This is a genomic window from Paenibacillus sp. 01T443, assembly GCF_056398325.1.
In genome coordinates this window covers 12,564-37,474 of sequence record NZ_JBFTPE010000018.1, presented here as the reverse complement: position 1 = coordinate 37,474, position 24,911 = coordinate 12,564, and the positions used below count along the sequence as shown (strand labels likewise).

Genomic DNA, 24,911 nt, shown 5'->3' with positions numbered 1-24,911 from the left:
GCCTACACCTCTCCCTTTAACCAGCGTGCCGCATCCTTCGCATGATACGTGATGATGAGATCGGCGCCAGCGCGTTTCATGCCTAACAGGGTTTCTAATACGATCGATTTCTCGTCGATCCAGCCATTAGCGGATGCTGCTTTTACCATCGAGTACTCAGCGCTTACATTATAAGCGACAACCGGCAAATTATATTTATCCTTCAACAGTCTCAAAATATCCAAATAGGCCAGTGCAGGCTTTACCATCAGCATGTCAGCGCCCTCCGCAATGTCTGTCTCCGCTTCCCGCAGCGCCTCGCGCACATTAGCCGGATCCATCTGATATGTTTTGCGGTCGCCGAATTGCGGCGCGGAATGGGCTGCATCCCGGAAAGGGCCATAGTAGGCCGAAGCGAATTTCACCGAATACGACATGATCGGAACATCGCTGAAGCCTGCATCATCAAGCCCTTGACGAATTGCGAGCACGAAGCCGTCCATCATATTCGAAGGCGCGATAATATCAGCGCCGGCTTCTGCTTGCGACACTGCGGTCTGTACCAGCAAATCCAAGGAAGAGTCGTTATCTACTTCAGCTATACCTGATTCTTCATGCAAATGAACGATGCCGCAATGGCCGTGATCGGTAAATTGACATAAGCAGGTGTCCGCAACGACCACAAGCCCCGGCGCCCATTCTTTTACAGCACGAATGGCCTGTTGAACGATGCCATTCGAAGCATATGCCGAGGTACCCAGCGCATCCTTATGCTCCGGAAGGCCGAAGAGCAGTACGGATTGGATACCCGCTGCCACAACCTCGCGGATCTCTTGCTCCAAAAGATCCATCGAAAGATGATAAACGCCAGGCATTGACGGAATTTCGTCTTTTATATTTTGACCGTGGGTTACGAAAATCGGATAAATAAAATCATTCACGCTCAGCGCCGTTTCCCTTACCAGGTTCCGAAGAGCGGAGGTTTTGCGCAATCTGCGGTTTCTTACTGTCGGAAAGCTCATCATTTATAATTCCTCCCTTACCGTTATTGCTAGTTGTTTTTGCTGATAATCAACGATTGCCTGGAGGAGGCCGTCCAATGTTGAATCCTCCGGCTCGATGGTTACCTTTAGCCCAGCAGCGATTACGGTCTTTGTCGTTATGGGACCCATGCTGGCAATCGGAATACCCGCAAGAAACTCCACCGGATTCGTAATCCCTTTGCGTCTTAACACTTCAAGCAAATTTGTTACGGTGGAAGAGCTCGTAAACGTGATCATATGAATCGCCTTTTCGAGTATCCATTCCAGCGCCAGCTCATCCTGCTGTTCTGCAAGCACGGTTTCATACACATCTATTTCTGTGGCAAGCAGGCCCAAGGCGTTCAGCTCGCGCGGCAAGACTTCGCGGGCAAGATCGCCTCGCGGCAGCAGTACTCGCTCTCCCGCCTTCAGCTGCGGCCGAAGCTGCTCAAGCAGTCCTTCCGCATGGAATTTTAGCGGAAGCTCCTCGGCCATTAAACCATGAGCGGCTAATGCTGCCGCTGTCTTGGGGCCTACCGCTGCAATTTTTGCGCCAAAAAATCTTCTGATATCGATCTGGAATTTACGAAGCCAGCCAAAGAAATACTCTACGCCATTCACACTGGTGAACATAAGCCAGTTATATTGCTCAGCAAGCTCAAGCTTCTCGCGAAGGGCTTCAACCACATCGGGAGCGGACGGCTCGATCGTCTCAATGACGGGAAACTCGCACGGCTCTCCGCCTAGCGTTTCGATCTGATCCGCAAGCTCGCTCGCCTGCGCTCTAGCCCTCGTTACAAGCACGCGCAAACCGAACAACGGCTTGTTCTCATACCATTTCAGCTTTTCACGCTGAAGCACAACCTCACCAACGACAATAACGGCCGGAGGTTGGAAATTAGCCGCTTTAACGATCTCTTCGATCGTTTCCAGCGTCCCGACAATGGTACGCTGTTCCACTCGGGTACCCCAGCGCACAAGCGCTACCGGCGTTTGCGGCGGTTTGCCATGCTTCATAAGCTGATCGGCAATATATCCTATTTTGGCAACGCCCATTAGAAAAATAAGCGTTCCCGTTGCATTTGTTACTTTATCCCAATGAATGGAACGGTCAAGCTTATCCGGGCTCTCATGGCCCGTAATAATGGACAAGGATGAAGCAAAGTCACGGTGTGTAACCGGGATCCCTGCATATGCAGGAACGGCAATCGCAGAGGTTATGCCCGGTATGATCTCAAACTCGATTCCGTTATCATAGAGCAGCTCAGCTTCTTCGCCAACGCGTCCGAATATCGTCGGATCGCCGCCTTTCAGGCGCGTGACAATCTTGCCCTGCAGCGCTAAGTCCACGAGAAGCTGGTTAATTTCCTCCTGCTTCATCGTATGGCGGTCTGGCAGCTTTCCTACATAGATTCGCTCCGTCCCCGGCTTCACATAGCGAAGCAATCTCGGGCTTGCCAAACGGTCGTATACGACGACGTCACATTCCTCTAAGCATTGCAGGCCTCGCACCGTGATCAGCTTTGGATCTCCCGGTCCAGCGCCAACCAAGTATACCTTCCCCTTGTCCAAGTCTGTCATCCCCCAATTTCAGCTAAAATGCGGTCCGCACCGCGTGCTACGAGTGCCGCCGCAACATCCTTGCCCAGCTGCTCAGGGTCAGTCCCCTGCATGACTTCTTTCAGCAACGTTGCTCCGTCAGGCGAGCCGACCATTCCTGTCATCGTCAGATTGCGAATGCCTTTTTGGCCCTCAACCTCATCGCCCATGATGCAATATGCACCAATAGGAACCTGGCAACCGCCGTTCAGTGAGCCTAAAAAGCTTCGTTCTGCCCGAACGGTAAGCTCGGTTTCCTTGTCATTCAATAACGCAAGCAGCTCACGAATCTGCTGGTCATTCTCACGGCATTCTATGCCAAGCGCACCTTGACCGACAGCAGGCAAGCATATATCTACGGGTATATTCGCGGATATACGATCCTGCCAACCCATGCGCGTTAGACCTGCAGTTGCAAGCACAACCGCGTCGAAGCCTTCGGTTTCCAGCTTTCGGATACGCGAATCAATGTTTCCGCGAATGGATTCCAACTGCAGGTCCGGCCTGGCGTTTTTCAACTGGCATGAGCGGCGAAGACTGCTTGTTCCCACTCTCGCGCCTTGAGGCAAATCATCAAGCCCGCCACCTTGGCGGGTAACGAGGCAGTCTCTCGGATCAACGCGCCTTGGAGTCGCTCCGTTCATTAAACCCTCCGGCAGCTCGTAAGGCATGTCTTTCATGCTATGAACCGCCAAATCGATCTCTCCATCCACGAGCGCTTGTTCGATTTCTTTTACAAACAAGCCTTTCCCGCCAACCTTGGACAATGTAACATCGAGAATACGATCTCCCTTGGTCACGATCTTTTTCACTTCAAACGTGTAATCAAAGCCATGCTTTTCGCTAATCCGTTTCAGTTCGTCTATCACTTGCCCGGTTTGCGTCAATGCGAGCGCGCTTTGCCTCGTCCCTACAACGATGACGCGTTTTCCTTGATTATTATCCATTATGTAAGCCCCCTGTCTATCCGATGAAGCAAGCTCTGCAGCCACTCCTCGATGTCCCTATTGTACCGTTTGTGCTGCATGGCTTCTTCGGCTGCAAGCTTCAGTACGGCCTGCCTCTGCTGCTCATCCAATTCTTTGCTCAAAACCGTTTCGCGTAAGCGGCGGAGCTGGGCAGTTATTTCTTCGTATTCCAAACCATATTGCGCTGCAAGCTCCTTCTTAATCCGCTGAGATAGCGCTGGGCTTGCCCCAGATGCTGTAACAGAAAGCAGCAAATCCCCTCTTCGCAAGGTTGAGGGGGAAATAAACGAGCCGTTGCTTGCTTCATCCGCCGTATTGACCAAAATGCCAAGACGCTCCGCAGCAGCAGCGATGACTGCATTTACGCGTTTGTCATTTGTTGCCGCGAAAACCAGCCATGCTCCGCTCAGGTCGCCATCCACGTATTCTCTCCGGCAGCTGCTAATCTTCCCTGCGGCCGCTAATTCTGCCATCTTAGGAGTTAACAACGGGCTAATGACCGTTACATCATCTGCTCCGGCATCCAGCAGACCAAGCAGCTTTCGCTCCGCAATGCCGCCGCCGCCGATGACAACGCAGCGTCTGCCTCTAAGCTGTATAACCACCGGGTAAAAACCATTCATCGGAGCTGTGCCTCCCGTGCTTTATTCGATTGTTCCGTTAATGGAATGACGATAAATAATTAGAAAATAAATTCAACAGCAGCAAGCTGAATGAAAAGATGTACAGCCGGGCGAGCTGGAGTCCAGGCCGCTTCAGCATGGCTCTCTGATACACGTAAATGATATATACGATCAAGGTTCCAAAGGAAGAGAGCACCTTCCAGTCCAGCAGAAGTGAGGCCCTACCTTCAACGAGTAATGAGGTGACTGCGATAGCAAGGGACATGGCAAGCAAGGGAACCCCAATAATCACTGCCCTGTCTCCATAGCGCTCAATCAAATCCAAGCTTGGCAGCCTGCGCACAAAATTGGTCCATCTCTTTCGTTTTAACTGATTATGTAAAAACAAGTACATGCCGGCGAATAGGGCTCCAATCGTTAATGCTGCATAGGCGCATAGCACAAGACTGATATGAATGTATAACAGCTCTCTTGTTGTTTTCCAAACCCCAAGCGATTGACCGTTGCCTGGATTGCTGTAAAGATTCAGTGCCAACACCGCAAAACCGACGACATTAACGAAAAACACGATGAAATCGATTTTGATAAACCGGCTGATGACTAACGATATCGTAACTAAGAGCCAAGAAAATCCTAACCAATATTCGAATGCCGATACGGCGGTCATTTGTAAATGCGAGATGATGCGGGAAACCAAATAACCAGTCTGTAATACCCAAACAAAAATAAGCAGCCCTGTACCCATCCGTTTCGCTTTCCGACTTGCATTCATAAAGTCGGAGAAGTAAAACAGCAGGCTCAGGGCGTAGATATAAAGTATCGCATCATATAAAAAGTTTTGCGTCACCATAGCTCCTCCACCTTGCAGCCCTCTATCTTGTAATAGGTGCTAATACCGCCGCAGCTGCATGGGGTTGAACATTTTTCTTTTTTGCTGCAGCGACAGTATCTGTTGCCGCTTCAAGCTCCGCTTGACGCGTTTTAGCAAGCTCATCCTCCAGTGCAAACAGCTTAACGAACATGTCCATCGCTTCGTCCGCTCGTTTCTCACCGGCCATTTCTTTGATACGCAAAATCGGGTCTTGCATCATTTGGTTCACGATACTCTTCGTAAGCTTGCGGATTACCTTAAGTTCATGCTCGCCGAGGTCAGGCAGCTTATTCGTCAAGCTATTCATCGTTTCCGCATGTATGCCGGCTGCTTTGGTTTGCAGCGACCGGATAAGCGGAACAACGCCTAACGTTTTGTACCACTGCTCAAATAATTCCATTTCCTCCGCAATCATGGCTTCGATCTTGGCTGCCTCCTGGCGGCGATGTTCCAAGTTGCTCTCCACTATGCCTTCCAAATCATCGATATCATATAGGAAGACGTTCTCGACTGCAGCAATCGACGGATCCAAATCGCGTGGAACCGCAATATCAATCATAAAGAGCGGCTTCGCTTTTCTGCGCTGCATGGCAGCCGCAACTTGTTGGCGCGACAGCACATAGCCATCCGAGCCCGTTGAACTGATGATAATATCCGCTTCATGCATCCGCTCGGCCGCTTCTTCCATAGACCAAGCAACACCGTTAAACTTGTCAGCGAGCTGAGTCGCCCGCTCATATGTCCGGTTAACGACGACAACGCGGTCCGCACCGTTCGCGTACAAATGTTTAGCGGTAAGTTCGCCTGTCTCGCCAGCGCCGATAACCATAACTGTTTTTTTATTGAATTGTCCAAAAATCCGTTTGCCAAGCTCGACTGCGGCATAGCTGACGGAAACCGCCGATTCGCCGATTGACGTTTCGGAATGAGCTCGCTTAGCCAATGTAACAGCTTGTTTAAAAAGCATATTAAAAACAGTGCCAGTGGTCTTCTGCTGCTGCGCGAGCAGGAATGCGTTTTTCACTTGGCCCAAAATTTGCGTTTCGCCAATGACCATCGAATCAAGTCCGCTTGTAACCCGGAATAAATGATCGATCGCCTTCTCATCCTCATACATATATAAATGGTTTGTAAAATGCTCTCGCGGCAGTTTAAACCATTTTTCCATAAAGCTGCGAATGTAATGCCCACATAGATGGTGCCTGTCTACTACCGCATAAAGCTCCGTACGATTGCAGGTCGCTACTATGACACATTCCATTATGCTTTGTGTCTGAATGAGCTGTTTCACTGCCTCCGGCAAATCCCTTTCCGCGAACGCAAATTGTTCTCTCACTTCTACGGGAGCCGTTCGATAATTCAGTCCTACTGCGATAATGTGCATGCGCGGTCACCTGCCTCCTTCTCCTATGCTAATCAGCCATTGATGTTATCGATTATTATAGCATAAGTAGTCCTTCAGATAATGTTCATTTATGAATAATGTTTGAAAAGTACAGACTCATTATTCCCTTTTCATGCAAAGAAATAACCATGGATGAAATCCATGGTTATTTCGCTATGAGTAATAAGTTTTAAAGCTCTTATACGAGCTCAGTTTGTTTCATTTGTGGCTCTTCCACTTGCAGTTCGCCCATACCGCGTACTAGCTTCTTCGCATATGTCGCTTTTGGCTTCAGTACAGCGAGCATGTAGTCAATCGCAAGCTGAGGATCTACAGTTTCACCGCAGGTATAACAGTCTAGCGCAGCAAAGCCTCTCTCTGGATACGTATGAATCGAGAGGTGACTCTCCGACAGCAGCACGAGCACCGTTGCGCCTTGAGGATCGAATTGTTTTGCTTGAACCGACAATACAGTAGCACCACATGCTTCAGCAGCCTCTACCATGTGTGATTGCAAAAATTCAGCGCTGTTCAGTAGATCAAAGTCTACACCCCAAGTATCAACAGCAACGTGTCTTCCGAAAGTTGAGTATTCCATCTTCCGGTTCCCCCTTCCTAGGAATAAAATGTTTGAAAAATTTCATCCGCTAGGACCTACGTCATTCACTTCTCGAGGGATTAATCTCTCGCAACATAACTATGTCCTGAGTGAATCCTGGTTCCTATTATTAACATCAACAATGTTTTCAACGAGAATAAAAATAACATCTATCCGAGATAATTGCAATAGTTTTTTTTAATAGGCCGGAATTCGCTTTTCTGCGCCAACCCCGTTTTCAATGTATGATACGGCAGCTTATCCCGCAACGGACCTTTGTTACCCAGCCATATTATTTTTTGTATCGTCAGGACTATAAACAGAAATATGATCTACGTGTCCTGTCGACTCAGGAATCGCGAATTTCAACTGATATTGTTTATTTACCTCGTACGTATAAATCGTATCCGATCCGCTAACCGTCTTTTCATCTGCTGTGCCAAGGGCAATCTCCAGATCTTTCAGTGTGATCGCATGGAGGCTGTCTGCATAGGATCTTACGTCAAACACAATCATGCCTTTGTTATAGCCAAAAGCAACGCCCTTATCTTTGTAAGTTGCATACATTCCTTTGCCTGCGGATTCATTGGTATCTGCTTTGCCCCATTTTTTCTCGATATCATCATAATGCGAAGAGTGGGCCGCATAATCAATTCCGAGGATCTTGCCTTCCTTTGCTTGGTCATAGATGGAACCGATCAGCTCGCCGATCTCAGACCCGCCAGCCTCGTCTTGACTATCATTGCTTTCCCCTTCCTTGCCTGGCTCTACAGACGGCTCTGCGCTCGGCTGAGCGGTTGTATCCGTATCCGGCTGCTCACTCGGCGTCTCAGTCGCTGGCGGGGGTGTAGGATCCGCATTAGCGTCCTTATTGCTGCATGCCGTCAATGATAATGCAATCGCAAAGGATATGCCGATTGCGAACTGTTTGAAACGTTTGGTTTGATTCATTGTTGTCATCTCCTGTTAATCACTATAGGTTTGTTTGTTCATTTGTTTCTTTTCTCCCTTACCCTGCTACTAACTGCAGAAACCCAAAAAATGTTGCACATCGCCTTGCTGAAATATATTGGAAACAAAAAAAAGAAGCCGCAGCTGCGGCCTCTCTATTCGTCTTCTTTATGCTTCCAAAATGAAGAGCTTTCTCGTCAGATCGGTTAGACGCTCATCGATTTTACCGATTTCGTCCGCTTCCTTCGTTTGGTTGCGGAGATCAAGCAGTTCATTGACAGCGCTGCTGAGCAAGCCGATTTCACGCTCGATCAGTCGACTGCGGAAAACTCTCTCCAGCTGTCCAAGCGTGTCCTTGAATTCGAACACGACACGGTCACCTGATTTGGAGCTTTCGACAATTTGGTGAACGGAACCATTCTTATAATGATAGATCATCGTATAATGACTGTAGATTCGGTTGACGATCGCGTTGCCGCGGAAAGCAGATAGCGCCTTTCGCATAGCATTGGTCAGCCTCGGTTGCACAAGACGGCAAGATAGTACGCATACATAATAGTCTTGTTGACGTTCAAAGGTCAGTCGGACTTCTTCCCTCCCTGCTACATCTTCGAGAACGAGCTCCTGATTCCCATTGTCGAGCACCAACACCTGAAGGTGAATTTGCTGCTCTTCGAATAAACGGATAAATTCAGCCATCTCTTCATTCGTCAATTGCAGTTTGGCATTTACATACTCTGTGGCTAGCCGCTTAGCCATAAAAATCTCCTCAATTCTTTGAACTTGCACGCTTTAGTCTTGTAACACTGGTCTTGTTGCTTAAGTATATTATACGTGATCCGAACATTTTATTCCTGCCGTTCATCCCCGATATTCTCGCATATTCCACAAAATAACGGTAGAATTCACGAGGAAGGCCGACTTTTTCACTGTATCCTCTGCTTTATAGAAGAACTTGCTGCTCTTGCTACCTCATGTAGCAATCGCTTCGTTAATGATATTCCAAAGCTCTTCTCTTCCAATACCCAATTCCGAAGAAAATAAAACGACCGAATCACGCGGATCTGCTTCAAGCGTCTTTTTGATCATCTTGATATGCTTGTCCCATTTCGACTTCGGAATCTTATCTGCCTTCGTTGCGACGATACAGGTTGGAATTTCATAGTGCTTTAGCCACTTATACATTTGCTGATCCTGTTGTGAGGGCTCATGCCGAATGTCGATTATAAGCAGCTGCAGCTTAAGCGGCTCGCGGTCGCGAATGTACCGCTCGATCATTTCCCCGAACTGCACACGCTGCGTCTTCGACACCTTTGCATAACCGTAGCCCGGAAAATCGACCAAATAAATCAGGTCATTAACCCGGTAATAGTTCAGCTGCTGCGTTTTCCCCGGCTGCGAACTAGTTCTGGCTAAGTTTTTGCGTAAAATAAGTTTATTAATCAATGAAGATTTTCCTACATTCGAACGCCCTGCCAGAGCTATCTCTGGCAAGGCGTCCTCTGGATATTGATGCGGTTTTACTGCGCTGATGACGAACTGAGCTTGTGTAATTTTCATAAAATCGTTGTACCTGCCTTCTCCTCCGTTTGAACCGGAAGCAACGCATGCTGCAGAACTTCATCCATATGACTGACAGGAAAAAATTGCATATCATGACGTACGCTGTCGGGAATATCCCTTAAATCCCGTTCATTTTCTTTCGGCAACAGAATCGTGCGAATGCCTGCGCGATGCGCGGCGAGCGATTTTTCTTTCAAACCGCCGATCGGCAGTACGCGGCCACGAAGCGTGATTTCTCCCGTCATCGCTACTTCCTTGTTTACATAGCGGTTGGTAAGAGCTGAAATAAGCGCTGTTGCAATCGTAATGCCGGCCGATGGGCCATCTTTTGGAATGGCACCTTCGGGAATATGAATATGAATGTCGTTTTTCTCATGAAAGCTCGGATCAATGCCAAGCTCTATCGCTTTCGAGCGCGTATAGCTGAATGCCGCTTGAGCCGATTCCTTCATCACATCTCCTAGTTTACCAGTTAACGTTAGCTTTCCGCTACCCGGCATGACCGTAACTTCAATAACAAGCGTGTCACCGCCAACCTCGGTCCAAGCTAGACCGGTCACAGCGCCGATTTGATTTTCACTTTCTGCAAGCCCATAACGGAACTTCGAGGGGCCAAGCCATTCTTTCAGCAGCTCGCTTGTAACCTCAAGCGGCTCTGCTTCTTCTGTCTGTTCTTTGGCTACGAAATACTTTGCCGACTTACGGCATACCGCGGCTATTTGCTGCTCCAAATTACGCACGCCGGACTCGCGGGTATATTCCCTAACGAGCTGCAGCAGAACCTCATCAGTCAGCAAGAGCTGCTCCTCTGTTAAACCGTGCTCTTTCTTCTGCTTAGGCAGCAGGTAACGCCTGCCGATTTGCAGTTTCTCGAGCTCCGTATAGCCGGGAATATACAAGACCTCCATCCGGTCTAGGAGCGGACGAGGAATATTGTGCAGCGCATTGGCTGTCGTTACGAACATAACGTTGGATAAATCAAAAGGAACTTCAACAAAATGGTCACTGAACGTGTTGTTTTGTTCCGGATCAAGCACCTCGAGCAGCGCCGAAGCCGGGTCTCCACGGAAATCCATTGCCATTTTATCGATCTCATCAAGCAAAAATACCGGATTGGAAGAGCCAGCCGTCTTCATGCCTTGAATGATTCTGCCTGGCATTGCCCCTACATAGGTGCGACGGTGACCGCGAATTTCGGCTTCATCACGTACGCCGCCAAGCGAGATACGCACAAACTTGCGGCCAAGCGACTTCGCGATAGAACGAGCGAGCGAGGTTTTGCCGACGCCGGGCGGCCCTACCAAGCAGAGGATTGGACCCTTCAGCTGCTTGACGAGCTGTTGTACGGCTAAATATTCAAGCACCCGCTCCTTAGGCTTCTCAAGACCGTAATGATCATCATTAAGAATCGCTTCTGCCTTGTTCAAGCTTAAATCATCAGCCGTCGTCTTGTTCCATGGCAAAGATAGGAGCCAATCGATATAATTGCGAATGACGCCGCCCTCTGCTGAAGTGGAAGGCATCTTCTCAAGCCGATCGATTTCCTTCTCGATCTTCTCCTTCACCAGCTCAGGAACGCCCGACTCAGCAAGCTGCGACCGCAGCTCCTCAACCTCTCCTGCACGGCCTTCCTTCTCGCCAAGCTCTTTTTGGATCGCCTTCATTTGCTCGCGCAAATAATATTCCTTCTGCGTTTTTTCCATTTGCTTCTTGACGCGTTGGTTAATTTTGCGTTCAAGCTCAAGCACCTCACGCTCGTTGTTGAGAATATCGAGCAGTTTTTCAAGGCGCTCCCCCACATCAACCGTTTCAAGGATATCCTGCTTATCCTTGATTTTGAGAGACAAATGGCTCGTAATCACATCCGCGAGCCTGCCCGGATCATCGATGTCGGATACTGCCGCATACGTTTCGGGCGTAACCTTCTTCGATAAGGAAATATAATGCTCGAATTGATTTAATACGGAGCGCATAAGGGCGTCTACCTCAGGATCATCCGTCTCCTGCTCCGGCAATTCTTTTACAGATACCTCATAAAACTCGTCGTTCGGCAAATAATCCAATATCTCCGCGCGCGAGACACCCTCCACCAAAACGCGGATCGTGCCATTCGGCAGCTTCAGCATTTGCCTTACTTTCGCAATAGTGCCGACTTTATATATATCTTCCTCTGTCGGCTCCTCAATGTTCACTTCAGACTGTGAACAAAGCAATATCATATGATCTTCGACCATCGAGCGCTCTAACGCCCGAACCGATTTGTCCCTACCCACATCAAGGTGAAGCACCATGCTGGGATAAACGAGTAGCCCTCTTAGCGGAAGCAAGGGCAGCCGACGACCTTTCGTTTTACTAGGTCCCACACCAGCACCTCCAAATGTTAACGTCTACCCTAGTTTATCATTCTACGGAATCAGCCTGCAAATATGGAACGGCGGAAGCGATAAAAAGATCGGCTCCAAACGGCGCTTCGACCCGCACTGAGGAATTCTCGGCACCGGGAAACACGTATTTGAACACTTCCTCTACCTTTTCGACTGGAATAACCTTTAGACCTTCTAAATCCGCGAAAATCGCCTGCCAGTTCTCTCTCGGAATAATAACCGTATTCGCACCGGCTTGGAACGCCGCCTCTACCTTAGCTAATACGCCGCCTACGGGCTTTACGTTTCCATGAATGCCAACCTCGCCGGTCATCGCCAGCTTATTATCAATTGGAATTCCCTTAATCGCGGATGTAATGGCGGTTGCCATTGCAATGCCGGCAGACGGCCCATCGATTGGGGTGCCTCCAGGAAAATTGATATGCAAATCAAAATCCTGCGGATTCAGCCCAATGCGTCTTAATACGGTTAGCACATTTTCGACCGATCCTTTTGCCATGCTTTTTCTTCTGAGCGTCCGCGATCCGCCGCCCAGCTCCTCTTCGTCCACAACGCCTGTAATCGTAAATTGCCCCTTGCCGGCAGCCGCTGGTATCGCGCTCACTTCAATCTCGAGCAGCGTTCCCATGTTCGGACCATAAACCGCAAGGCCATTCACGAAGCCGACTTGCGGCGCTTCAGGCACCTTGCGATCAGGACGCGGAGGAATTTGACTGCTGTTCACGACCCACTCAATGTCACCGGCAGCGATGCTGTCCCGCTTCTCAGAGAGCGCTACGCCTGCTGCAAGCTGAATGACATTTACTGCTTCGCGTCCGTTTGTCGCATACCGTTTGACGACATCTATCGCTTCTGGACATGGCGCAAAACCAATTTTCTTCACCGCATTTTCCGCTACCAAGCCAATTTCCTCAGCCAGGAGCGGACGGAAGAATACCTCCATGCAGCGAGAGCGAATAGCTGGAGGTATCTCCTGCGGCGAACGTGTAGTCGCGCCCACGAGGCGGAAATCTGCAGGGAGCCCGTTTTGGAAAATATCGTGAATATACACGGGAATGTTCGAATCCTCCGAATTATAATAAGCGCTCTCCAGGAATACCTTGCGGTCTTCGAGTACTTTTAACAATTTATTCATTTGAACCGGATGCAATTCACCTATTTCGTCAATAAACAAAATCCCGCCGTGCGCTTTCGTAACTGCGCCAGGCTTTGGCTGCGGAATCCCTGCGACGCCCATCGCGCCTGCACCTTGATAAATGGGATCATGAACGGAACCGATTAACGGATCGGCAATTCCCCGTTCATCAAAGCGAGCCGTTGTCGCATCAATTTCCGTGAATTTTGCTTCTGGCAAAAACGGTGACGAAGGATTTTTTTTCGCTTCCTCCAATACGACACGCGCAGCTGCTGTCTTCCCGACGCCTGGCGGACCATAAATAATAACATGCTGTGGGTTTGCGCTGCACAGCGCCGCCTTCAAGGCACGCAGGCCGTCACGCTGCCCTACGATGTCCTGCATCGCCTGCGGCCTTGTTTTCTCAGCGAGAGGCTTCGTAAGAGAAACGCTTCTCAGCTTTCGAAGCTTGTCCATCTCCTTGCGCGACTCTCGGTCAACCGCAGAGCGGTTCGTCTTCTGATTGCGCAGCAAATTCCAGAAATACAAGCCGATAACGACTGCAAAAAACACTTGGATCAACATCAATACAACACTTAAACTCATTTGCAATCCGCTCCTTTCAAGCGTAAACGGTCGTAACCGCCATAGTTAGTTTCCTAGTAATAACTCGCGGCAACTATAATACATTTATGGAAATAATGTTAATTTTTCCATTAATGCAACCTCTCCATATTAAGCATGCGTAATTGATAGTATTGCCCCTACGAAGTGGTAATAACCGTTATCGCTGTTATTTTTCATAAGCCAATCCGTTTAGCGCATCCAGCTCATGATGTTCAAAAAACGCTTGATCGGAGCAAGCATGAGGGTCATGATTGATATGATTGTAAATGGCGGCCAATCGTACCACTGGGAAGCAAATAAATAGATGGACCACAGCATCATGACTGCATAAATCGCATAATCACGATATAGGCCTCGTTTAATAAACGGTTTGATCCCTGCCCATAGAACAGCGATAATCGTCACTGCAACTATTACCGTTATTAAAGTCATGACACGCCCCCTTTATTTTTTACCCTCTCGCAAATTATTGACGTTAACCGGCTGATTGCTAAGCCCCACATTGGTTAGCGTAACATCGGCTTCCACTTTTATTTGGATTTTAGAGAAAACCCTGTCCCAATCCTTCTTCCATGTACGCCACTGCTTACGATACTTGCGATGCGCCATATCTGCAAAGCCTACTGCATCCGTCTGCAATCGCTGAGATGCCTTCCATCCGGCATCTGTATAACGAAGAATTTCTTGTTCGGCTGCTTTCTCAAGCTCAGCTATGATCTCAGGCTTATACAGATCCATTGAACTGCAATCTGATTCCGTTAGCACAGCCTTGCTTTTTATGCCTACCTTCACATTTAAGTCTCCATCTTTGAGTGAGGGATTGAGCTTTGTTCCCGAGGTTATCAATTGTATCGTTAAATGCTTGTTTTTTTCCCCGGGACACACATAGGTCAGTAACGCTCTATTAACATCATTTCGCAAAAAAGCTACCCCGAGTGCCTCCTTTCGGGACAACCAGCCGACCATTTTGTCCTTCTTGATCACGGCAGCTCTGCCCAGTTTGATTTTTGCGGGCAATGTCGTGCTTTCGAAAACCTTCAACGAGGAGACATCCGATTTTCCTGACAAGAAAACTTCCGGAAGTATAGCGCTCGCTGAATCGCTGGACAAATTCATTGCCAGCTGGAACAGCTTCACTTCAGGAAGCACAGACGTGTGCATGGCTTCCAAGTGATTGATCTCCCTAATCCCATCGCCGGATATTTTCTGAATTTGCATCATTTGCTCCAATATCTTGCGGGCACTGCCCGGCGTAATTAATACGTCAACCGTTTCCCGCGCATCCATATTCCTTAAATACACATCCAATATGGGATTCAGACCTCGGCGCGCTGTCTCTTCACTGATGATGATGACACGGTTATGCGCAAAATACAGCTTACGCGGACTCTCAAAAAAGCTTCGAGAATTGGCTTCCCTTATCGTTTTTCCTATCGTCGAATAAACATTAACCGGTGCTCCGGAACCGCCTCCCGTAATCCCGATCCCTGAAGATATCGATGAAGGTATAAGAACCTGGAAAGAAACAAGCCACTCATCGCCCTTCCTGTCGATCGAGGTGGCTGACGTAATGGCAAGCTCATTTAATTCAATCCTGCTCCAGCAGCCTGACAGCATTACCCCGCACAACGTGAACATGAGTAGTAATCCAAACATTCGCGCTGCTCTCATACGCTCTCCTCGCTCGACCTCACCTTGTGACGTGTCAAATGAAGTCCACACCAGATCATCAGACTGATGGCATAATTGTTCAACAAAAAATAGATGACCAGCGTCGTATAGCTAAATTCAGTAACAGCGAGACTGCTAGGCCATGCAAACAATGCCGTTGCGAGAATACATATGCCGCAAGCAATGTGATGGGTGAAATGTGTTGTAAGCTTAAAGGTTTGAGAAACCAGTTGAAAAAAACCATACATAAATACCGACACCTGAGCAAACATGGAAACCGACCATGCCGATACCAGCAAAACTTCAACTCTTTCAATAAATTGTCCGATTTCGACCGTACCGATAGCTGCAAATGCAGGGTAGGATATTACGCCGATGATTTTGCTTCCAAACACCGCAATCGTCACTGCCGTAACGAGGGCTATGAGCAAGCCGGATATCACGGTTCCCCACACCGCCACCTTTATTGCGGACGCGGCCTTCTCCAGGTACGGCAGAAGCAGCAAGAGCACAGCAATTCCGGATAAACAGCCTAAGGGCATGAAACTCGAAGCGATATACTGATTCGGAGTACTTTCCATGATGGGGAGAAATTGTTGGAAATCAAGCTGCCCATAGATGAAAATCACATTCACGCCTACGGACAGTCCGAAAAACAGGAACACGACAAAAAGCACCCGAGAGAGTGATTCTATCCCTTGCGAGGCGATATATCCGGAAACAAGCACAATAATCGCAATTAACATGAAAAGGGGAGTGCTTAGCAGCGTTTGATCAGACATAAAACTAGAAAACTGCCTTACAACGGCAGCTGCAGTAATGCCGTAATAGCCGCATAAAAACAGCCCAATAACCGTTGCAATCCCTTTCCCAAACCGGCTTCGAAGCCATTCCAGCAGCGGTTTCCTTTCACCTTCCCGGCAGATATATCCAATAACAACGGCAAGCAGCAGAGAAACGGCCAGCGTAAGCAACACGGATATCCAACCATCCTGCTTTGAAATTTGGATCACAAAGCTGGGGATATAGAGAAATGAACTTGGAACGATCGCAAGCACAATGATTACGGTCGCCTGTAGGCTTGTTATCCGCTGCTTCACTTCTTCTCACCGCCTTTCTGAGATCGATCAGCAGCTTTGTCTGAAATGCTGCTCGGCGTTCCCTGACGAACTGTTCCCTCATGATTGTCATAACTTGGACGTTTCTTCATTGCCCACCATGGAACACGTATAAATACATCCTTTAAATTACCTGGTTTAAGCGGCGAAATTGGCGTCAAATAAGAAACGCCGAATGATCGAAGCGACGATAAATGAGTTAGAATCATCATCAGACCCGCTAAGATGCCAAATACGCCAAAGGTGCCTGCAAGAATCATTAATAAAAAGCGAATGAGACGCGCGGCCGTGCCCATATTGATGGATGGAATAACGAAGCTGGCAATGGCTGTAAAGGAAACGACGATTACCATCGCCGCTGAAATTAGTCCGGCCTGCACGGCAGATTGACCGAGCACGAGAGCCCCGACAATCGAAATCGCCGGTCCGATGATTCGAGGCATTCGCACACCGGCTTCGCGTAAAATTTCAAAAGTAAATTCCATGATCATCGCTTCGACCAATGCAGGAAACGGTACGCCTTCCCGCTGCGCAGCGATGCTGATTAACAGCTGGGTCGGCAGCATTTCTTGATGGAAGGTCGTGATCGCAATGTAGATGGATGGTAAAAGCATCGAAGCAAAAAATGAAAAAAATCGGATGATTCTTAAAAAAGTTGCAATATCATAGCGCTGGTAATAATCCTCGCTTGATTGAAAAAACTTAACAAACGTTACAGGTGCAAGCAGAACGAACGGCGTTCCATCCACAACGATTGCAAACTGCCCCTCAAGCAAGCCGGCGGCTACCGCATCCGGCCGCTCTGTATTTTGAAGCAGCGGAAATGGGGTAAACGTTTTGTCTTGAATAAACTCTTCAATATAACCGCTTTCTAATATACTGTCCGTATCGATTAGATCCAATCTGCTGCGTACTTCCGCCAAAACCTTCTCATCTGCGATTCCTTTCATGAAGATCAGAGCAACTGTCGTTCGAGTCTGATGCCCGATAATTCGGTATTCCATTCTTAGGTTAGTCGATTTTATTTTATTGCGAATTAGCCCCGTGTTGATGTGGAGCGTCTCCGTAAATCCTTCCTTTGGCCCGCGTACGACGGTTTGCGTGCTGGGCTCCTCGACTGACCGCTTCTCCACGCCGCAGGTATAAGCAGCGATAGCTTCATTAAACCCGTCAAGCATCACGATCGTATTGCCTTCCAGCATCGCAAGCAATACTTCATCTAGGCTATCTACCTTACGAACGCCGCCTATCGCAAGAGACCGGAACATCAAGCTCTGAAAAGGAGATTCTTCTTGATCCTCTCCGCTGCCCGCTGGAGACTCGGTAATCATGCTCATTACAAGCAAATTAACAGCATTGACATCCGTCATGCCCGCAATGTATAAGATAGCTGCTCTGCTGCTTTTAAACATATGTAAATGTCTGATAATGATATCCGGCTCCGTGCCGAGCTCGTCGGTTACCATCTTAATATTAATCTCCAAATTGGCAGACAAACGCTTCAGGCGTTTATCATCTTGTTCATTTCCCTTTGTGATTTCCTCATTCATTCTGCATGCACCTTTTCACTCCATCTCTTTTTGATGATTGCCAGCGTGAGCAGCAGCAGGGGAAACAGGATTTGAAAGACCGGAAAATGGTACTTTACATTGTAGCGGAAACCGAACCATACCTGCTCCATATAGTTCCTGAACAAAAGAGAACCCCAAAAAATGACTGCCCCGATCAGTACAATTACATATTTGCTGTGCCATTTAAATATCTGAGACAAAGCTAGTACAGCACCAAAATAATAGGCGGTCAGCTTAAAAAAGACTCCTGTAAAAAGCAGCAGGGCGACCATCGGATCTATTCTCTCTAAAAAACGAGCAAATTCGATCAAATTCGTGATCTGCATCAATGGAATGGTTACCGTTCCAGCAAGGCTGCCTAGTCCAGCGAAAATGAACACATTGGTGAAGGTAATGAACAAGCCCGAGAACATGAAACATTTTATTGTAAAGCTCACCATGCCAGCCGTCTTCTCTGTATATTTCCAAAACATCAAAAACAAAATAATTTCACCAAACGGAAAAGAAATCAGTTCAGGAAAGGCCGCATCCCACACAGGCATGAAACCATCTTCAAGTACTGGGGTTAAGTTCTCAAAATGCAGCAAACCCGATCCAGCCACCAGTAAAAATAGTATAAGATAAATGATTATTACAAGAGGCAAAACAGCTTCCGCCATTCGAAACATAACATCTACGCCATGAAATACGGTATAGGCGGACAATAAGCAAATAAATAGGATCAACGTTGTCAAAGGTGTATCGGGAAGCAAATACATGATCATTAAATCGCCGAACTCTCTAACATTTCGAACCGATTTATAGCAGAAATATATAACATAAGACAGTGATACGACATATCCGAGGGGCTTTCCCAATAAATCGAAAATAATCTCAATGAGACTCCTTTGAGGCATCAAGCGATACAAGGTTAAATTTACGCCCCATAGGATGATTAATCCGCAAAGCATACCAACAATAACAGCCAGCCAAGCATCCTTGGAAGCATCGCTCGCAAGCAAAAACAACGAGGAGCTGCCGATTAAAAACAATACAATCATGGATCCAAGCTGATTTAGACTAATACGCTCCAAATTCACCCCGCCTCTGCTTCTTGTATCGTGTAACCAATATTTTTCCTTACTTCCCGAAAATTATGCACAGTCTGAAGCAATGGCAACTGGTCATAGCAAAAGCACAATAAAAAAAGGCTTATTCACGTCAATAAATAACGTGAATAAGCCTTTTTGTTGGTTAAGCAGGGGTGTGATGCTTCCGGCCTGGAATTTCTCCGGTTGCCTCAAACACACGTACGATTTCATCTATTTCCTTCTTTAACTCATCCAGTAATTCAGCCTCAGGCACCTTCCGAATGAGCTCTCCGTAACGGAACAGCATACCCTCGCCCCTGGCTCCAGCAATCCCGATATCCGCTTCCCTCGCCTCGCCAGGACCGTTAACCGCGCAGCCGAGCACAGATACTTTAATCGGTACCTTGATTTTTGAAATGTAGTCCTCGACTTCATTAGCGATCGAGAATAAATCGATATCCAGACGACCGCAGGTAGGACAGGATACGAGCGTTGCAGCATTCGTGATCAGCCCAAAGGTTTTGAGCAGCTCGCGAGCTACCTTAACCTCTTCAACCGTATCAGCGCTCAAGCTGATGCGCAGCGTGTTGCCGATGCCTAATGCAAGAAGTGCACCAATACCTGCCGAGCTCTTAATCGTGCCCGTATGCAGCGTGCCAGCCTCCGTGATGCCTAGGTGAAGCGGATACTTGATAACCTTGGCAGCCATCGAGTAAGCAGCGATTGCCATCGGAACATCAGACGCCTTGAGCGAAACGATGATATCGTGGAAATCAAGCTCCTCCAAAATCCCAATATGGAAAAGCGCGCTCTCGACCATCGCCTCCGGCGTTGGATAGCCGTATTTCTCAAGCAAGTGATTTTCAAGTGAGCCGGCATTGACGCCGATACGAATAGGGATGCCTTTTTCCTTACAAGCCTTCACAACCGCTTCGACACGTTCACGGCGGCCGATATTGCCCGGGTTAATCCGAACCTTATCTATGCCGTTCTCGATAGCAAGCAGTGCCAGACGGTAATCAAAGTGAATATCAGCTACAAGAGGAATATGAATACGTTTTTTGATTTCTTTGATCGCTTCAGCTGCTTCCTTGTTGTTAACCGTTACCCGAACAAGCTGACATCCCGCTTCCTCAAGCCCCAAAATTTCAGCAACAGTTGCTTCTACGTCAGCTGTCTTGGTGGTGCACATACTTTGAATAATGACCTCGTTACTGCCGCCAATCGTTAGATTACCGACTTTAACCGCCACTGTATCTTGACGCAAGTACATAAGTTTATCTCTCCCATGAACGTCAAAGTCCACCCTTTGACTGGCGGCAATGCTGCCGCGCGGCTGGGTGGAGACAATGACGGTAGTCAAGCGTATACGGCAAAGCCGTCATTGGCGACAACAGCTCGTTACGCGGAGGGCTATAAGTTAAGCGTTATGTTACTTACGCATAAGCTCATAGCCCTTCTATTTGAACGCTAGCTTATGCGCTCTCTTCCTTCTTCTTACTCTTCTTAGCCGTAAGTTCTGGCATGATTTTCTCTTGAACAGTTTGCTCCGTTATTAAACAAGTACTTAGATCATCACGTGATGGTACCTCGTACATGACTTCAAGCATGATGCTTTCGATAATCGCGCGTAAGCCGCGAGCGCCGGTGTTGCGCTTAATCGCTTCTTTCGCAATGGCATCGAGAGCAGCCGGTTCGAAATCAAGCTTCACATTGTCCATTTCAAGCAATTTTTGATACTGCTTCACAAGCGCGTTCTTCGGTTCGGACAAAATCCGAACAAGTGCCGGCTCGTCAAGCGGCTCAAGCGTTGAAATAATAGGCAAACGTCCAACAAACTCTGGAATAAGTCCGAATTTCAGTAAATCCTCCGGCAATACCATTGTCAGGTATTCGCCAGCTTTCAGATCCTTCTGCAATTCGCCTGTGGAGCTAAAGCCGATTACCTTCTTACCGATACGACGTTTGATCAATGACTCGAGCCCGTCGAACGCGCCGCCGCAAATGAACAAAATGTTCGTTGTATCGATTTGAATAAACTCTTGATGCGGGTGCTTACGTCCGCCTTGCGGAGGAACAGAAGCAACCGTGCCTTCTAATATTTTCAGAAGCGCTTGTTGAACTCCCTCGCCCGAAACATCGCGCGTAATTGACGGGTTTTCCGATTTGCGGGCTACTTTATCGATTTCATCGATATAGATAATGCCGCGCTCAGCTTTTTCCACATCATAGTCGGCAGCCTGAATGAGCTTAAGCAAAATATTCTCGACGTCCTCACCGACATAACCTGCTTCTGTGAGTGAAGTCGCGTCAGCAATCGCAAAAGGAACATTCAAAATCTTTGCCATCGTTTGCGCAAGCAAGGTTTTACCCGATCCCGTAGGACCTAGCAGCAAAATATTACTTTTTTGCAATTCAACGTCTTCGATTTTGCTTCCGGAATTAATCCGTTTGTAATGGTTATATACCGCTACAGACAACGATTTTTTCGCGAATTCTTGACCGATAACATAAGAATCCAGGATGGCCCGGATATCTTTCGGTTTCGGAATATCCTTAAGATCAAGCTCTTCCTCATTGCCGAGTTCTTCCTCAACAATTTCAGTGCACAGCTCGATACACTCATCGCATATATAGACGCCAGGACCGGCAACCAATTTACGTACTTGATCCTGCGATTTGCCGCAGAACGAACATTTTAACTGGCCTTTTTCGTCGTTGAATTTAAACATGTAATCACCCCTTCGATTAAATCGTCGATACCGGTGCTGTAATCACCTTGTCAATCAAACCGTAGGCAAGAGCCTCTTCCGCGCTCATGAAATTGTCACGGTCGGTATCGCGGTCGATTTTTTCATAAGGCTGTCCGGTGCGATCTACATAAATTTGGTTAAGCTTTTGTTTCGTTTTCAAAATCCAATCCGCATGGATCTTGATATCAGATGCCTGGCCGCGTACGCCACCGAGCGGTTGATGGATCATAACCTCTGCGTTAGGAAGCGCAAAACGCTTGCCTTTCGCGCCCGCTGTAAGGAGAAGCGAGCCCATGCTTGCTGCCATGCCCATGCAAATCGTGGACACCTCAGGCTTAATATATTGCATCGTATCAAAAATACCCATTCCCGCAGTCACGGAGCCGCCGGGAGAGTTAATGTACAGATGTATGTCTTTCTCTGGGTCGTCGGCCGCCAGAAACAGCAGCTGTGCAATGATGGAGTTTGCTACATCATCATCGATTGCGCTCCCAAGGAAAATAATACGGTCCTTCAGCAAACGGGAGTAAATATCGTAAGAACGCTCCCCGCGATTCGTTTGTTCGACTACGATAGGTACTAGATTCATGCGACCAACCTCTTTTCGTTTATGACTTTGGTTACTTACTTATTGTAACACGTCGTCGTAATGATGTCATTTTTCCAATAATACATTATACGACGACGGCCGTTCGATATGTACGGAGATTAGCCTCCAAAACAAGCACAATTTCATATGTAGGGTCAAAATAAGGCACGTACCAATGACGTGCCTTATCCTGAGTCAAGCTTTTATTAAATTTTTCGTATGTGGCTTATTAAACAGCTTTGCTGTTATCAAGCAAGAACTTGATTGTTTTACGAAGTGCAATATCTTCTTGCAGGCTGTTAAGGTTCCCGTTTTTCGAGAAAATCTCGCGAAGCTCTTCAGCAGGACGGTTGTAAGATTTGGACAGCTTCTCAAGCTCTTCGTTCAAATCCTCGTCATTTGCAGCAATACCTTCAGCTTTAGCAATGGCATCAAGCACAAGGTTGTTCAGAACGCGTTTTTCAGCGTCTGTACGCATTTGCTCGCGAAGAACGGTTTCATTTTGACCGGAGAACTGGAAGTAAAGATCCATGTTCATGCCTTGCATTTTTAGACGGTTTTCAAAATCCTTGATCATGTAGTCCGTTTCAGAAACGATCATCGGCTCAGGAATTTCAACTGTTGCTGCTGCAGTAGCTTTGTCCACGACTGCAATTTCACGAGTTTGCTCGCCTTCTTGGTTTTTACGCTCTTGAAGTTTACCTACTAGATCTTGCTTGTACTCTTCAAGAGTATCGAATTCGCTAACGTCTTTTGCAAACTCATCATCAAGAGCCGGCAGGCTTTTGCGTTTGATTTCATGCAGCTTCACTTTGAATACTGCTTGCTTGCCTGCAAGGTGCTCAGCGTGGTAGCTCTCTGGGAACGTTACTTCGATATCCTTGAAATCGCCGATTTGCATGCCAACCACTTGCTCTTCGAAACCTGGGATAAAGGAGTTGGAACCAAGCTCTAACGAATAACGCTCGCTTGCTCCGCCTTCGAATGCTTCGCCGTCTACATAACCGTCGAAATCAATTACAGTGATGTCGCCGTTTGCTGCAGCGCCTTCTTCAACTACGGAAAGCTCAGCATGACGCTGTTGCAAACGCTCAAGTTCAGCTGCAATTTCTTCTTCCGTAACTTCGGCTTTAACGGATTCAACTTCCAAGCCTTTGTATTCGCCAAGCGTAACTTCTGGCTTAACGATAACTTTTGCTTTGAATTTGAATGTTTCGCCTTTTGCAAATTGCTCAACATCGATCTCAGGACGGTCAACCGGCTCAAGATTATGCTCGTTAACTGCTTCGGAATAAGCGTCTGGCAGCAGAATGTCAATTGCATCCTGATACAGGCTCTCGATACCAAAACGGGATTCGAAAATGCCGCGCGGCACTTTACCTTTACGGAATCCAGGTACGTTTACTTTTTGAACGACTTTCTTAAATGCTTGATCAAGAGCATCAGAGACTTTCTCCGCTCCTACCTCCACGTCGATCGACACGATGTTCTTGTCTATTTTTTCCCAAGTTGCTTTCATTTTATGCCTTCCCCTCCGAAAATGCTCATGCATCAGTAGTTATCACGTTTCATAAACCATTCTATTATAAACAAGCTGGGCCAGATTATCAAGACTCTGGTTCGTCTTCTCCGGATTGCTGCAGAACAGCAACCTGTCTCAATGCCTTGCATGCTTGCTCATAACGGAATCTTAAACCTTCGGTAATGCCGTATGTATCACGAATATCGTCATCGTTCGCCGAGCCATAAACGGTAAGAAGCAGCGTTAAATGCAGCGCAGCCGCAAAATAATCGACTGTGTCTTCGTCTTCTCTGAGCATCCAATGATATGCAGCCGTACCATACAAAAACTGTAAACTTTCTTTCCATAACTCTCTTGCAAAATGCGGCAATGTTGGATCATCGACCTCCGCCACCTGCTCCGTCCGCTCGAGTATCCGGATAATCGGAGTCGGAAAATCATCCATCGAAAGAGGCGTGGCATCCAGCTGGAGCTCGGCAGTTTCCCCTAATCTTTCCAGTATGATCTTTCCTTCGGCACCCCGTTTGCGCAAGCATTGAAGCGCCTTGAACTGCACAACTGGATGTACCTGCTGGGTGATCAGCCAATTCTTGATGGACTCATCCATATCCGGAGACTGAATATAGGCGGCCCGTTCAAGAGCAAGTATTTGCTGATCGATCATCGGATGATTTTGCATGATGTAGAGTACTTGGTTAACGTAAGCCTCGTCCTGGTCCGGCGGATTCAGAAGCTGCTCGCGTATCGTTGCTTCGTCCTCTTCCTTCTCTCGTTTGGCCATTATGAATCCAGTACCGTCACCATTTCCATCTTCAGGGAAAGCCATGTCGAGCCATGTCAGAAGGCTGTCCCACTCTTCATAATGGCGCGCATCCTCGCCCTGGCATTGCAGCAAAAAGCGCAGCAACTCCTTGGCCTCCCCGTATTGCTCCGC

23 protein-coding genes are annotated in these 24,911 nt (G+C 47.7%); 1 reads left to right on the top strand and 22 read right to left on the bottom strand.

The genetic code is table 11. The features are described from left to right. Positions 1-2 precede the first annotated feature (2 nt). The 18 genes from hemB to ispG all read right to left on the bottom strand — a co-directional run bounded on the left by hemB (position 3) and on the right by ispG (position 20,386). A complete protein-coding gene (gene hemB / locus AC1DLI_RS26345) occupies positions 3-1,001 on the bottom strand; it encodes a porphobilinogen synthase (RefSeq protein ID WP_477607560.1) in 999 nt (332 codons plus the stop codon). Between the two features lie 3 nt (positions 1,002-1,004). Continuing rightward, complete coding sequence (gene cobA, locus AC1DLI_RS26340; protein WP_477607445.1) at positions 1,005-2,573, bottom strand: uroporphyrinogen-III C-methyltransferase; 1,569 nt, start codon at positions 2,571-2,573, stop codon at positions 1,005-1,007. 5 nt (positions 2,574-2,578) lie between these two features. After that, positions 2,579-3,547, bottom strand: coding sequence for a hydroxymethylbilane synthase (gene hemC, locus AC1DLI_RS26335; protein WP_477607443.1), 969 nt, complete (start codon positions 3,545-3,547; stop codon positions 2,579-2,581). After that, positions 3,547-4,191, bottom strand: coding sequence for a precorrin-2 dehydrogenase/sirohydrochlorin ferrochelatase family protein (locus AC1DLI_RS26330; protein WP_477607441.1), 645 nt, complete (start codon positions 4,189-4,191; stop codon positions 3,547-3,549). The genes hemC and AC1DLI_RS26330 overlap by 1 nt, the downstream gene beginning before the upstream one ends. A gap of 37 nt (positions 4,192-4,228) precedes the next feature. Beyond that, the gene (ccsA, locus tag AC1DLI_RS26325) at positions 4,229-5,041 is read right to left on the bottom strand and encodes a cytochrome c biogenesis protein CcsA (RefSeq protein WP_477607439.1); all 813 of its coding nucleotides are present in this window, start codon (positions 5,039-5,041) and stop codon (positions 4,229-4,231) included. 22 nt (positions 5,042-5,063) lie between these two features. Then, positions 5,064-6,446, bottom strand: coding sequence for a glutamyl-tRNA reductase (hemA, locus tag AC1DLI_RS26320; protein WP_477607437.1), 1,383 nt, complete (start codon positions 6,444-6,446; stop codon positions 5,064-5,066). 199 nt (positions 6,447-6,645) lie between these two features. Continuing rightward, positions 6,646-7,044, bottom strand: coding sequence for an adenosylmethionine decarboxylase (gene speD / locus AC1DLI_RS26315; RefSeq protein WP_138752416.1), 399 nt, complete (start codon positions 7,042-7,044; stop codon positions 6,646-6,648). A gap of 279 nt (positions 7,045-7,323) precedes the next feature. Continuing rightward, entirely contained in the window at positions 7,324-7,995 is a 672-nt protein-coding gene (locus tag AC1DLI_RS26310; RefSeq protein ID WP_477607435.1) for a YjgB family protein, read from the bottom strand. 168 nt (positions 7,996-8,163) lie between these two features. Further along, entirely contained in the window at positions 8,164-8,754 is a 591-nt protein-coding gene (locus AC1DLI_RS26305; RefSeq protein WP_477607433.1) for a non-ribosomal peptide synthetase module, read from the bottom strand. A gap of 213 nt (positions 8,755-8,967) precedes the next feature. Next, positions 8,968-9,555 (bottom strand): ribosome biogenesis GTP-binding protein YihA/YsxC, encoded by a 588-nt coding sequence (gene yihA / locus AC1DLI_RS26300; protein WP_477607431.1) that lies wholly within the window; start codon positions 9,553-9,555, stop codon positions 8,968-8,970. Further along, positions 9,552-11,921, bottom strand: coding sequence for an endopeptidase La (gene lon, locus AC1DLI_RS26295; protein WP_477607429.1), 2,370 nt, complete (start codon positions 11,919-11,921; stop codon positions 9,552-9,554). The genes yihA and lon overlap by 4 nt, the downstream gene beginning before the upstream one ends. Positions 11,922-11,958: 37 nt before the next feature. After that, the gene (gene lonB / locus AC1DLI_RS26290; protein ID WP_477607427.1) at positions 11,959-13,662 is read right to left on the bottom strand and encodes an ATP-dependent protease LonB; all 1,704 of its coding nucleotides are present in this window, start codon (positions 13,660-13,662) and stop codon (positions 11,959-11,961) included. Between the two features lie 210 nt (positions 13,663-13,872). Then, positions 13,873-14,115, bottom strand: coding sequence for a hypothetical protein (locus tag AC1DLI_RS26285; RefSeq protein ID WP_477607425.1), 243 nt, complete (start codon positions 14,113-14,115; stop codon positions 13,873-13,875). Between the two features lie 12 nt (positions 14,116-14,127). Further along, entirely contained in the window at positions 14,128-15,354 is a 1,227-nt protein-coding gene (locus tag AC1DLI_RS26280; RefSeq protein WP_477607423.1) for a Ger(x)C family spore germination protein, read from the bottom strand. Continuing rightward, positions 15,351-16,454 (bottom strand): GerAB/ArcD/ProY family transporter, encoded by a 1,104-nt coding sequence (locus AC1DLI_RS26275; RefSeq protein ID WP_477607419.1) that lies wholly within the window; start codon positions 16,452-16,454, stop codon positions 15,351-15,353. Before AC1DLI_RS26275 ends, AC1DLI_RS26280 begins: the two co-directional genes overlap by 4 nt. Beyond that, on the bottom strand, positions 16,451-18,022 hold the full coding sequence (locus tag AC1DLI_RS26270; RefSeq protein ID WP_477607417.1) for a spore germination protein: 1,572 nt from the start codon (positions 18,020-18,022) through the stop codon (positions 16,451-16,453). Before AC1DLI_RS26270 ends, AC1DLI_RS26275 begins: the two co-directional genes overlap by 4 nt. Beyond that, a complete protein-coding gene (locus AC1DLI_RS26265) occupies positions 18,019-19,116 on the bottom strand; it encodes a GerAB/ArcD/ProY family transporter (protein ID WP_477607415.1) in 1,098 nt (365 codons plus the stop codon). Before AC1DLI_RS26265 ends, AC1DLI_RS26270 begins: the two co-directional genes overlap by 4 nt. Before the next feature lie 160 nt (positions 19,117-19,276). Beyond that, positions 19,277-20,386, bottom strand: a complete 1,110-nt coding sequence (ispG, locus tag AC1DLI_RS26260) for a flavodoxin-dependent (E)-4-hydroxy-3-methylbut-2-enyl-diphosphate synthase (protein WP_309000404.1) — start codon at positions 20,384-20,386, stop codon at positions 19,277-19,279. 15 nt (positions 20,387-20,401) lie between these two features. Here ispG and AC1DLI_RS26255 point away from each other — a divergent pair, with 15 nt between their 5' ends. Then, positions 20,402-20,587, top strand: coding sequence for a hypothetical protein (locus tag AC1DLI_RS26255; protein WP_477607413.1), 186 nt, complete (start codon positions 20,402-20,404; stop codon positions 20,585-20,587). A 1-nt stretch (position 20,588) separates the two neighbouring features. On the opposite strand, the gene clpX is transcribed toward AC1DLI_RS26255, so the two are convergent. The 4 genes from clpX to AC1DLI_RS26235 all read right to left on the bottom strand — a co-directional run bounded on the left by clpX (position 20,589) and on the right by AC1DLI_RS26235 (position 24,884). Further along, positions 20,589-21,845 (bottom strand): ATP-dependent protease ATP-binding subunit ClpX, encoded by a 1,257-nt coding sequence (gene clpX / locus AC1DLI_RS26250; RefSeq protein WP_076271649.1) that lies wholly within the window; start codon positions 21,843-21,845, stop codon positions 20,589-20,591. Between the two features lie 16 nt (positions 21,846-21,861). Continuing rightward, on the bottom strand, positions 21,862-22,455 hold the full coding sequence (gene clpP / locus AC1DLI_RS26245) for an ATP-dependent Clp endopeptidase proteolytic subunit ClpP (protein ID WP_053374767.1): 594 nt from the start codon (positions 22,453-22,455) through the stop codon (positions 21,862-21,864). A gap of 229 nt (positions 22,456-22,684) precedes the next feature. Then, positions 22,685-23,974, bottom strand: a complete 1,290-nt coding sequence (gene tig / locus AC1DLI_RS26240) for a trigger factor (RefSeq protein WP_477607411.1) — start codon at positions 23,972-23,974, stop codon at positions 22,685-22,687. Between the two features lie 88 nt (positions 23,975-24,062). After that, positions 24,063-24,884, bottom strand: a complete 822-nt coding sequence (locus AC1DLI_RS26235; protein WP_477607410.1) for a hypothetical protein — start codon at positions 24,882-24,884, stop codon at positions 24,063-24,065. Positions 24,885-24,911 lie beyond the last annotated feature (27 nt).